The sequence below is a fragment of the Streptacidiphilus sp. BW17 genome, from assembly GCF_041262485.1.
Taxonomy (GTDB): Bacteria; Actinomycetota; Actinomycetes; order Streptomycetales; family Streptomycetaceae; genus Streptacidiphilus.
In genome coordinates, this window is record NZ_JBGCCR010000024.1 from 108520 (window position 1) to 118973 (window position 10454).

9 protein-coding genes are annotated in these 10454 nt (G+C 71.6%); 4 read left to right on the plus strand and 5 right to left on the minus strand.

The annotated features are described in order from the left end of the window. Nucleotides 1-100 precede the first annotated feature (100 nt). Both ABH940_RS25985 and ABH940_RS25990 read left to right on the plus strand, forming a co-directional pair. Complete coding sequence (locus ABH940_RS25985) at nt 101-712, plus strand: DUF6232 family protein (protein ID WP_370072371.1); 612 nt, start codon at nt 101-103, stop codon at nt 710-712. Next, nucleotides 709-1056, plus strand: coding sequence for a hypothetical protein (locus ABH940_RS25990; protein WP_370106294.1), 348 nt, complete (start codon nt 709-711; stop codon nt 1054-1056). Before ABH940_RS25985 ends, ABH940_RS25990 begins: the two co-directional genes overlap by 4 nt. A 75-nt stretch (nt 1057-1131) precedes the next feature. Here ABH940_RS25990 and ABH940_RS25995 read toward each other — a convergent pair whose 3' ends face one another. The 3 genes from ABH940_RS25995 to ABH940_RS26005 form a co-directional block, all read right to left on the minus strand. Continuing rightward, nucleotides 1132-1983: an MBL fold metallo-hydrolase gene (locus tag ABH940_RS25995; RefSeq protein ID WP_370106295.1), complete on the minus strand. Its 852-nt coding sequence runs from the start codon at nt 1981-1983 to the stop codon at nt 1132-1134. 53 nt (nt 1984-2036) lie between these two features. Continuing rightward, the gene (locus tag ABH940_RS26000; protein ID WP_370072368.1) at nt 2037-3656 is read right to left on the minus strand and encodes an MDR family MFS transporter; all 1620 of its coding nucleotides are present in this window, start codon (nt 3654-3656) and stop codon (nt 2037-2039) included. A 92-nt stretch (nt 3657-3748) separates the two neighbouring features. Continuing rightward, on the minus strand, nt 3749-4723 hold the full coding sequence (locus ABH940_RS26005) for a phosphatase PAP2 family protein (RefSeq protein ID WP_370072367.1): 975 nt from the start codon (nt 4721-4723) through the stop codon (nt 3749-3751). 164 nt (nt 4724-4887) lie between these two features. On the opposite strand from ABH940_RS26005, the gene ABH940_RS26010 reads away from it, so the two are divergent. After that, nucleotides 4888-6159, plus strand: a complete 1272-nt coding sequence (locus tag ABH940_RS26010) for a methyltransferase (RefSeq protein ID WP_370072366.1) — start codon at nt 4888-4890, stop codon at nt 6157-6159. 18 nt (nt 6160-6177) lie between these two features. Here the strand turns inward: ABH940_RS26010 and ABH940_RS26015 are convergent, their stop codons facing one another. Next, complete coding sequence (locus tag ABH940_RS26015) at nt 6178-6549, minus strand: cyclophilin-like fold protein (protein WP_370072365.1); 372 nt, start codon at nt 6547-6549, stop codon at nt 6178-6180. 183 nt (nt 6550-6732) lie between these two features. On the opposite strand from ABH940_RS26015, the gene ABH940_RS26020 reads away from it, so the two are divergent. Continuing rightward, on the plus strand, nt 6733-8754 hold the full coding sequence (locus ABH940_RS26020) for an FAD-dependent oxidoreductase (protein WP_370106297.1): 2022 nt from the start codon (nt 6733-6735) through the stop codon (nt 8752-8754). Nucleotides 8755-8779: 25 nt separating this feature from the next. Here ABH940_RS26020 and ABH940_RS26025 read toward each other — a convergent pair whose 3' ends face one another. Then, the gene (locus ABH940_RS26025) at nt 8780-10252 is read right to left on the minus strand and encodes an SDR family NAD(P)-dependent oxidoreductase (protein WP_370072363.1); all 1473 of its coding nucleotides are present in this window, start codon (nt 10250-10252) and stop codon (nt 8780-8782) included. Nucleotides 10253-10454 lie beyond the last annotated feature (202 nt).

The window sequence follows — 10454 nt, forward strand, 5'->3', positions numbered from 1 at the left end:
CGCGGAGTATCCACCACCGCCGACGGAGCAGCCACGACTGCCGGAGCAACCACCAGCGCCTTCGGAGCAGGCACCTCCGCCCGCGGAACAACCGCCGCCGGTGCGGCGTACCGCGACGCCACCGCCGCCGATCGGGAGGCCGTCCGCGTCGCCCCGGCGGGAGTTGGACCTGCGGGTCACCGAGCGGGTGCTCTGGGTCGGGCACGCGGCCTATCCGATCCGGAACATCGCGCGGGTGTTCACCTTCGAGCTGCGGCCCCGCTACGGCCTGGCGGTGTTCAGGTTCTTCTGGCGTACGGCCGTCACGCTGGCGGCCCTGGGGATGTTCAGCCTTCTCGACGCCCTGGCCAACAGCACCGGAGACCAGACGGGCCAGCAGTCCGGCGTCAGCGGGTGGCTGGTCTTCCTGTGGTTCGTCGGGGTGGCTCTGATCATCACCTATGTCGTGCAGCTGGTGCAGGTGCTGTCCGAGAACCCGCACCCCGCCCTGGCGATCGAGACCTCGGGTCCGTCGACCGCGCTGGTGACCCTCCCCGAGCGGCGGGAGCTGGACCGGCTGGTCGACGCGATCGTGGGCGCGATCGAGCACCCGGGCCCCGAGGCCATCTACCAGGTGCAGCGGCTCCACATCAGCAAGCCGTCCAACTACTACTTCGGCGACGTCGTGAACATGTACGGCGGCTCCAGCAACATGGGGATGGTGAAGTCGTGAGCGGAGACAGCTACTTCGGTGACGTCGTCCGGATCGAGGGCGGCAGCAACAACATCGGGATGGTCAAGAACCAGTACGGCGCCGGCCAGGTCCCGGAGCTCGCCGCGCAGTTGGCGCAGCTGCGCGGTCTGGTGGCCGCTCTCCGCGGCGACGCCGCCGTAGCGCCGGAGGTCGCCGAGGACCTGGACGCCCATCTGGCCGAGGCGACCGACGACAGCCAACCCGACCGCCGGAGCCGGGCGTTGCGGAGCATCCGCGCCATCGCCCAGACGGTCGGGGTGCTGGGCGCACCGGTGGTCGAGCTGGTCAACAAGATCCTGGATCTGGTCAACCCGCACCAGTAGCAGGTCAGTAGCACGTCAACAGCACGTCAACAGCACGTCAACAGCACGTCAGCAGCGGGCGAGCAGTGCCGGGGCTCAGCCCAACTGCCCGTAGGCGCGCGGGATCGCGCTGCCCAGCGCCTCGGGCGGGAAGGGCCACTCGCCCGCCTGCAGCGCCTCGTCGGCCGCGACGCCCGCCGCGTGCAGCGCCCGGCACTGCTCCGCGACCGCGCGGATCGCGTCCGCCTGCGCGCGGACGAAGGCCGCGTCGACCGTCGCGCCGTGGCCGGGGACGTACCGGGCGTCCGGACCGGCGAGGGTCAGCGCGGCGTCCAGCGTGGGGGCCCAGTCAAGGGGAAAGGAGTCGGAGCCGTAGGCCGGTGGCCCGGACTCCTCGACCAGGTCGCCCGTCAGCAGCACGCCCGCGTCCGGGACATGGAGGAGCAGGTCGCCGTCGGTGTGGCCGCGGCCGACGTGGCGCAGGGACACGGTGCGGCCGTCGCCCAGGTCCAGGTCGTGCGCGCCGTGGACCTCGTGGTCGGGCACGTACTCCTCCAACTCGGCCATCTTCGCCGCCCACGTCGCGCTGCGGCGCGCCATCCGCTCGCGGAAGGCGGCGGCCTCCGGATCGGTGGCCTCGGCGCGCATCGCGGTGACCGTCTGCGCGCTGCCCCAGACCTCGGCCGGGGGTAGCTGGCGCGGGGCGACGAACTCCGCGTTGCCCCAGACATGGTCCCAGTGGATGTGGGTGTTGACCACCCACCGAACCGGGGTGGCCGACAACGCGCGCAGGTGCTCCCGCAGTTCACGCGCCTCGGCGAGACTGCACCGGGTGTCGGCGACCAGCAGGCCGTCCGTGCCGACGACGACGGAGACCGTCACGTCGCACGGGTCGTACCGGCGCTGGTAGACCCGGTCGCCGACCTCGATCCAGCCGGTGCCCGACATCACGCTCCCCGTTTCTGCCCAAGTCGTTTCCGTCTGCGTCGTTTCTGCCTGCGTCAGCTGCCCTCGGCGAGAGGGAAGCGCTTCGGCGTCACTGTAGCGAGCACCACCACCGCCAGCGCGGCGGCGACGGCCGCACCCACGTACACGTGGTTGACGGCCGAGGCGAGCGCGTGTCGCAGGTAGTCCGCGCCGGAGGGGCTGAGCGTGCTCGTCGGGTGCAGCAGCGCGCCCGCTATCTGGTCCAGGCCCTGGGGGAGACTGCCGTGCAGCGCGGCGGGGGCGGAGCGCAGCCAATCGGTCAGCGTGGCGTTGGCGATCACCGCGAAGATCACGCCGCCGACGCTCTGGCCGACCTGACGGCAGAACAGGATGGAGGCCGTCGCCGTGCCGCGCTCGTGCCACGGCACGCTGCTCTGCACACCGATGATCAGCGGCAGTTGGAACAGCCCGAGACCCGCGCCGAGGATCAGCATCAGCAGGGCCGGCTGCCACGCCGCGCCGCGATACGGGAGCAGCGGGAAGGCGGCCAGCAGCGCGGTCCCGACGGCCGCGCCGATCAGCGCGGTGTTGCGGAAGCCGATCCGCCGGTAGAGCCGGTTGGAGAGCGCGGCGGAGATCGGCCAGCTGATCGTCCACACCGACAGCACGAAGCCCGCCGCCACCGGGGCCAGTCCCAGCACCGACTGCGCGTACGTGGGAAGGAAGACCATCGGGGCGATCATCAGCAGGCCCAGGCAGCCCAGGGCCAGGTTGACGCCCGCGATGACCCGCCGTCGCCAGACCCAGCCGGGGATGATCGGCTCCTCGGCACGCCGCTCGATCCCGTAGGTCGCCACGCCCGCCAGCAGGGAGGCGGCGAAGAGGCCGATGCTGGGGGCCGACAGCCAGGGCCAGGCGACGCCGCCCTGGACCATGGCGAAGAGCAGCAGACCGGTCGTCAGGAAGAGCCCGACCGCGCCCAGCCAGTCGATCCGCGACCGGGTGGCCGCCGCGACCTGCGGCTCGCGCAGGTTCCGCTTGAGCAGCACCAGCGCGATCAGACCGACCGGAAGGTTGATCAGGAAGATCCAGCGCCAGTTGGCGTAGGTGGCCAGCACCCCGCCGAGCGCCGGGCCGAGGACCGCGGAGACGGCCCAGACCGTGGACATCGCGGCCTGGATCCGGGGCCGCTTCTCCAGCGGGTAGAGGTCGGCCGCCAGCGTCTGCACCGTCCCCTGGATCGCTCCGCCGCCGAGCCCCTGGACCAGCCGGAACACGATCAGCACCGTCATGCTCCACGCGCCCGCGCAGAGCAGTGAGCCGATCAGGAAGATCGACGAGCCGATCAGCAGCACCGGCTTGCGTCCTCGCGCGTCGGCCAGCTTGCCGTAGATCGGCAGCGTGACCGTGACCGCCAGCAGATAGCCGGAGAACATCCAGGAGAAGTAGCTGAAGCCGCCCAGCTCGCTGACGATCTGCGGGACGGCGGTGGAGACGCAGGCCGAGTCGAGCGCGACCAGCGCCATGGACAGCATCAGCGCGGCGACGACCAGCTTCCGCCGCCCGTCGCCGGGCGGGGCGTCAGGTACGGCCTGCCCGCCTCGGACGGCCGGGCCCTGGCGGTCCTTGGGGTCCTGACGGTTCAGTCGGTCCTGGCGGGCTTCCCCTTCGGTGCCGCTGCCGCCGTTGCCCATGAACGACCACCCTCCCCAAGCCCCGTGTGCGCCCCCGCAGGGTCAGCCTCTCATGGGATGACTTTGCTGTGGTGGGAGTGGTCGGCGGCCGGTCACTCCACGGGCGCGCGCGGCGCCACCACGCGAGCGGCCTCCGGATAGTCGGGCACGGCGGGCGCCGCCGCGTGACCCGGGCGACCTCGGCGAGCTCGGCGTCGCAGCCGGTGCGCGAGGCGGGTCAGCGGGCCGGTCAGCGCCCAGCCGATCAACACCACCGCGCCGCCCGCGACGCAGTCCAGCAGGTAGTGGTTGGCGGTGCCCATCACCACCACCGCGATCAGCAGCGGGTAGAGCAGGCCGACCACCCGGACCCAGCGGTGGCGCGCGTGCTTGAAGACCAGCAGTCCGCACCAGAGCGCCCAGCCGAAGTGCAGGCTGGGCATCGCCGCGAAGTCGTTCGTCATGTCGGCCAGTCCCTTGGGCGCGCTGCCGCTTCCGCCCCACCAGCCGATCGAGGAGTGCTGGGCCATGATGTCCAGGAACCCGTCCGGGTCGGCCAGCAGGCGCGGCGGGGCGGTGGGGAAGAGGACGTAACCGACCAGCCCCAGCGCGGTGGCCAGGCAGAGCCAGGTGCGGGCGAAGGCGTAGTGGGCCCGGCGGCTGCGGTAGAGCCAGAACAGCACCAGCGGCGTGATCACGTAGTGCAGGCTCGCGTAGACGAAGTCGGCCGGTATGCCGAGCCAGGCGTGGTGCGCGAAGAGGCTGTTGAGCGCGTGCTCGGGTTCCGCGTGCAGGTGGCGCTCGGCGCGCAGCAGCAGCTCGCCGTGATGCCGGGCCTCGGTCTCCTTGCCGTGGACGAGCAGCCGGCTGCCGTCGTAGGCGGCGTAGACCAACAGCACCAGTTCCAGGCCCCACTGGCGCGGATTCCACCGCCGGAGCCGCTCGAAGCGGCGCGGTCCGGACCGCTTCGTACGCCCCGAACCCGGGTGGCCCGGCGCCGTGCCGCTGGCGGCCGTTCCGCCGGCGGCCGTACGGCTGGAGGCCGTACCGCTTGAGTCGGGGCGGTCCCCGACCTTGGTTCCTGCCATGGCGCCAGGTCCCCCCGTATCTCGCTTCACATCGTGGTTGGGCACATTGTGGTCAGGCTCTACCGTACGCCGTACGTTAACTGCTCCTGCAACCGGCTCGGCGATCTTCGGCGTGGAGCCGGGAAGTGCTGACCACGGGCGGGATCGGGCAGACTGGCACCACCATGAGCACCCCCAGCGACCAGAGCTCGCCCGCCGGCCCCAGCACTCCCGTCAGCACGACCAGCCTCGCCCTTCCCCATGGACCGGAGCTTGAGCTGCGCCGGTTCCCGGTCGACCCCCGCGACCGGCTCCGCGCCTGGGACGCCGCGGACGAGTACCTGCTGCATCACCTGGCGGAGACGGCCGACGCGGCGCAGCCGCTCGCGTCCGCGCCCGTGGTGCTGGGCGACCGCTGGGGCGCGCTGGCGACTGCGCTGGCCACTGACCTGGCCGCTGACCTGGCCACTGACCTGGCTACTGACCCTGCGGTACGTCCGGTGCAGATCACCGACTCCTACCTCGCGCAGCGCGCGACGGAGGCCAACCTGGCCCGCAACGGGCTCGCCGCCGACGCCGTCCGCCTGCTCTCCAGCCGCGAGACCCCGCCGGAGCGGGTCGACCTGCTGCTGGTCCGCGTCCCCAAGAGCCTGGCGCTGCTGGAGGATCAGCTGCTGCGTCTGGCGCCCGCCGTCCATCCGGGGACGGTCGTGGTCGGCACGGGAATGGTCACCGAGATCCACACCTCGACGCTCCAGCTCTTCGAGCGGATCCTCGGCCCGACCCGCACCTCACTGGCCAGGCGCAAGGCCCGGCTGATCTTCTGCACCCCGGACCCGGAGGTGCTGGCTGGGCGCCCGGAGAACCCCTGGCCGCGCCGCTACCCGCTCCCGCCGGAGACGGGTCTGCTGGCCGGGCGCACGGTGACCAACCACGCGGGCATCTTCTCCGCCGAGCGCCTCGACATCGGCACCCGGTTCTTCCTGGAGCACCTGCCGACGTCGGAGGGGGCGGGCAGGGTCGTCGACCTGGGCTGCGGCAACGGGATCCTGGGCCTGGCCGCCGGGTTGGCCAACCCGGACGCCGAACTCACCTTCGTCGACGAGTCGTTCGGCGCGGTCGCCTCGGCCGAGGAGACCTTCCGGGCCAATGTCCCCGAGGCCACGGCGCGCCGGGCGAGGTTCCTGGCGGGCGACGGTGCAGGCGACCTGGCCCCCGGCTCGGTCGACCTGGTCCTCAACAACCCCCCGTTCCACAGCTACCAGGCGGCAACCGACGCCACCGCCCACCGTATGTTCGCCGGCGCACGCCGTGCGCTGCGAACGGGCGGTGAGCTGTGGGTCGTCGGCAACCGCCACCTCGGCTACCACGTCCGGCTGCGCCGGATCTTCGGCAATTGCCGGACCGTGGCCGGAAACCCGAAGTTCGTGATCCTACGGGCCGTCAAGAACGGCTGACCGCCAACTGACGGCTCGTCAGTCCATCACCTCCACGCGGATCGCCGCGCCCTCACGCACCGTGCCCAGGGCGGACGGGTCGCCGTCGATCGTGCCCAGCAGGTTGCACGGACTGGCCAGGCGGCACTCGTCGCCGCGCGAGATCGGCGTCGGTCCGAAGGGGAGCGCCAGGCTGTCGCCGTCGGTCCAGAACGCCACCGTGCCCGGCTCGACGACCTGTTGGGCGTCGCTCTCCAGCTCCGGGCTGATCGGCGTGCGGAAGTAGACCTCCTGGCCCCAGGTGTGGGCGTTCGCCTGGAACGGGAGGGCGGCGAGCAGCGCCTTGCTGGTCGGCGTCTCGCGCAGGGTGGCGGTGACGGAGCCGGCAGGCCACAGGATGCGAATCTTCATGGCGGCAGACAAGCCAATCCTTCAACATTTTGTCAACGAGTGCCCGAGGGGTGGAAGGGGCGCCTGTCGTCGCGGTGTTTTGCACCTTGTTGCATAACACCCGGCGTGGCCCTACCGTGGTCCTGTCCGACCCCTGCCCTACCCCTGCATCCCGCCGTGCCCCCCGCGAGGAGACGCCGCGCCATGACCGCGTACCCGAACCTGCTCCGCCCGCTCGACCTCGGTTTCACCACGCTCCCGAACCGGGTCATCATGGGCTCGCTGCACGTCGGCCTGGAGGAGGCCCCGAACGGCTTCGAGCGGATGGCCGAGTTCTACGCCACCCGCGTGCGCGGCGGCGTCGGTCTGATCGTCACCGGCGGCATCGCGCCCAACGAGGTCGGCCGCCCCTTCGAGGGCGGGGCCAAGCTCACCACCGAGGCCGAGGCCGAGCAGCACCGCGTCATCACCGACGCCGTCCACGCCGCCGGTGGGAAGATCGCGCTGCAGATCCTGCACTTCGGCCGCTACGCCTACCACCAGGACCTGGTCGCGCCCAGCGCGCTGCAGGCGCCGATCAGCCCCTTCGTCCCGCACGAGCTGACCGACGACGAGGTCGAGCAGACCGTCGAGGACTTCGTCCGCTGCGCCGAGCTCGCCCAGCAGGCGGGCTACGACGGCGTCGAGATCATGGGCTCCGAGGGCTACCTGGTCAACGAGTTCATCGCCGCGCCCACCAACCGGCGGACCGACCGTTGGGGCGGCAGCTACGAGAACCGGATGCGGTTCCCGGTCGAGATCGTGCGGCGCGTCCGGGAGCGGGTCGGGTCGGACTTCATCCTGGTCTACCGGCTCTCCATGCTGGACCTGGTCCCCGGCGGCTCGACCTTCGACGAGGTGGTCCAGCTCGGCAAGGCGGTCGAGGCAGCCGGTGCGACGATCATCAACACCGGCATCGGCTGGCACGAGGCCCGCATCCCGACCATCGCCACCTCCGTCCCGCGCGGCGCCTTCGGCTGGGTCACCAAGAAGCTGATGGGTCAGGTCTCCGTCCCGCTGGTCACCTGCAACCGCATCAACACCCCCGAACTGGCCGAGGAGTTGCTCGCCTCCGGCACCGCCGACCTGGTCTCGCTGGCCCGTCCGCTGCTCGCCGACCCCGACTTCGTCGCCAAGGCCGCCGCCGGCACGCCCGAGGCGGTCAACACCTGCATCGGCTGCAACCAGGCCTGCCTGGACCACACCTTCTCGCTGCAGATCGCGTCCTGCCTGGTCAACCCGCGTGCCTGCCACGAGACCGAGCTGGTGCTGGCGCCGACCCGGTTGCGCAAGCGCGTCGCCGTCGTCGGGGCCGGTCCGGCCGGGCTCGCCTGCGCCGTCTCGGCCGCCGAACGCGGCCACGCGGTCACCCTCTTCGACGCCGCCGACACGGTCGGCGGTCAGCTCAACCTCGCCCGTCAGGTCCCGGGCAAGGAGGAGTTCAACGAGACGCTGCGCTACTACCGCCACCAACTCGACTCTCATGGCGTGGAGTTGCGCCTCGGCGCGCTGGTCGGTGCGGACACGCTCGCCGAAGGCGGCTTCGACGAGATCGTGGTGGCGACCGGCGTGTCCCCGCGTGTCCCGGAGATCGACGGCGTGGACCACCCCAGCGTGGTCGGCTACGCGGACGTGCTGCGGGGCGACGCGCAGGTCGGCGAGCGCGTCGCGATCCTCGGCGCGGGCGGGATCGGCTTCGACGTCGCCGAGTACCTCACCGACCCGGGCGAGCAGGCCAGCCAGCGCCCCGAGGTCTTCTTCGCCCAGTGGGGCGTCGACACCGAGCACACCACGCCGGGCGGCCTCACCGCCCCTCGTCGCTCCCGCGCCGGACGCCAGGTGCACCTGCTCCAGCGCAAGACCAGCAAGGTCGGCCAGGGCCTCGGCAAGACCACCGGTTGGATCCACCGTGCCGAGCTCAAGCACCGCGGCGTGGTCTCCGTGGCCGGCGCCACCTACCGCCGTATCGACGACGCGGGCCTGCACCTCACGGTCGACGGCGAGGACCGCCTGCTCGAGGTCGACACCGTCGTCCTCTGCACCGGCCAGGAGCCCCGCCGCGACCTGCACCAGCAGCTCGCCGACCGCGGCATCAAGGCCCACCTGATCGGTGGCGCGGACGTCGCGGCCGAACTCGACGCCAAGCGCGCCATCGACCAGGGGACCCGCCTGGCCGCGGAGCTGTAAGCACCCGGGGGCTCTCGGTCGAGGGTCACCAGTCGGCCACCCGGTAGTCCTTGAGGAACACCCCGGACACCGGGTGGCCGGCCTCGCCGCGCACGATCGGGTCGTAGACGCGAGCGGCCCCGTCCACGACGTCCAGCGGCGGGCGGAAGCCGCGCGCGGCCTCGTGGGCCTTCTTGGGCGCCGGATTCTCGTCGGTGATCCACCCGGTGTCCACCGCGCACATGTGCACGCCCTGCCGAGCCAACTCCTCGGCGCTGGTGCGGGTGAGCATGTTCAACGCGGCCTTGGCCATATTGGTGTGCGGGTGACACGCCGTCTTGTTGCGCACGGTGAACCGGCCCTCGACGGCCGTGACGTTGACGACGTAGCGCGCGGGAAACGGCGAGGCGAGCAGCAGCGGCAGCAACCGGTCACAGAGCAGCGCGGGGGCAATGGAGTTGACCAGCTGCGTCTCCAGCACCTCGGCCGCGTCCAGCTCGCCGAGCCTCGCCGACCACGAGTTCTCCGCCGAGAGGTCCGGCAACAGCCCGGCCTCGTCGGTCTGTTGGAGTTGCTGTGGGAGCTCCTGCGGCGATGTGGGACACGGCCGCCCCGGGTAGGTGCCCGACTCCAACTCCGCCGTGGGCCACGCCGGTGCGAGAGCGGGCATCGGCCGGAAGCCCGGCGCGTGTCGAACCAGTCCCCGCAGCGCGGCGGGCAGCGGCGTCAACTCCCCGGCCGCCAGCCGGGTGTAGGACTCCGGCGGTCGACGCAGGGTCTGTGCGGCGTTGTTGACCAGGATGTCCAGCGGACGCCCCTCGCTGCGCAACTCATCGCAGAACGCCAGCACTTGACGCGGGTCCCGGAGGTCGATCCCGACGACGGTCAGCCGGTCCAGCCACGCGTCACTGCCCGGCTCGCCCTGGAACCGTCGCACCGTGTCGTGCGGGAACCGGCTGGTCACGATCAGCTCGGCCCCGTCCCGCAGCAGCATCAACGCCAGCTGGAACCCGATCTTCACCCGCCCACCGGTCAGCAGCGCCCGCCGCCCGCGCAGGTCCGTGGTCAGCCCGCGCCGTGTCGCGTTGTCGGTGGCACAGACAGGGCAGAGCAGGTGGTAGAAGCCGTCGACCTGTCGGTAGAGCGACTTGCAGACGTAGCAGCGCCGCGGTTTCTGCAACTCACCGACGGTCTGCAACTTCCTAAGGGACTGGAACTCCCCGACAGGCTGCAACTTCCCGACAGCCACTGGTTTCTGCGGCAGCGTCAGCGGCGCGTCCTCGACACGGTCCGGCGCGCCGGTCACGGTCGCGGCGGCCAACCGGGCGTCGGCGATCCGCCGTTCCGCCCGCAGTTGCTTTCGCCGCCCGTTCCGGCCCTGCCGCACGAACCGCGCGGCGAGCTCCTCCGCCCGCATCCGGCGTGCGTCGCCCGAGGGCAGTGCGCGGAAACGACCCACCAGCCCCTCAAAGGTGGCGAATTCCGCGTCCGAGATCCCGACCGGCTGTATGTCCTGCACCGCCCTACCCCCAACTCCTGTGTGCCGAAACGCTCGAAACGTTCGAAGCGCACGTCAGCCTAGAGCTCGCCTGACGTGCGCTTCGAACGGATTTCGGTGCTTCAGCGACCGTGGGGGCTTGTTGGGGGTCAGCCCTTGCGGGTCTTGATCTCGTCGGTGAGCTGGGGCAGGACCTGGAAGAGGTCGCCGACGACGCCGTAGT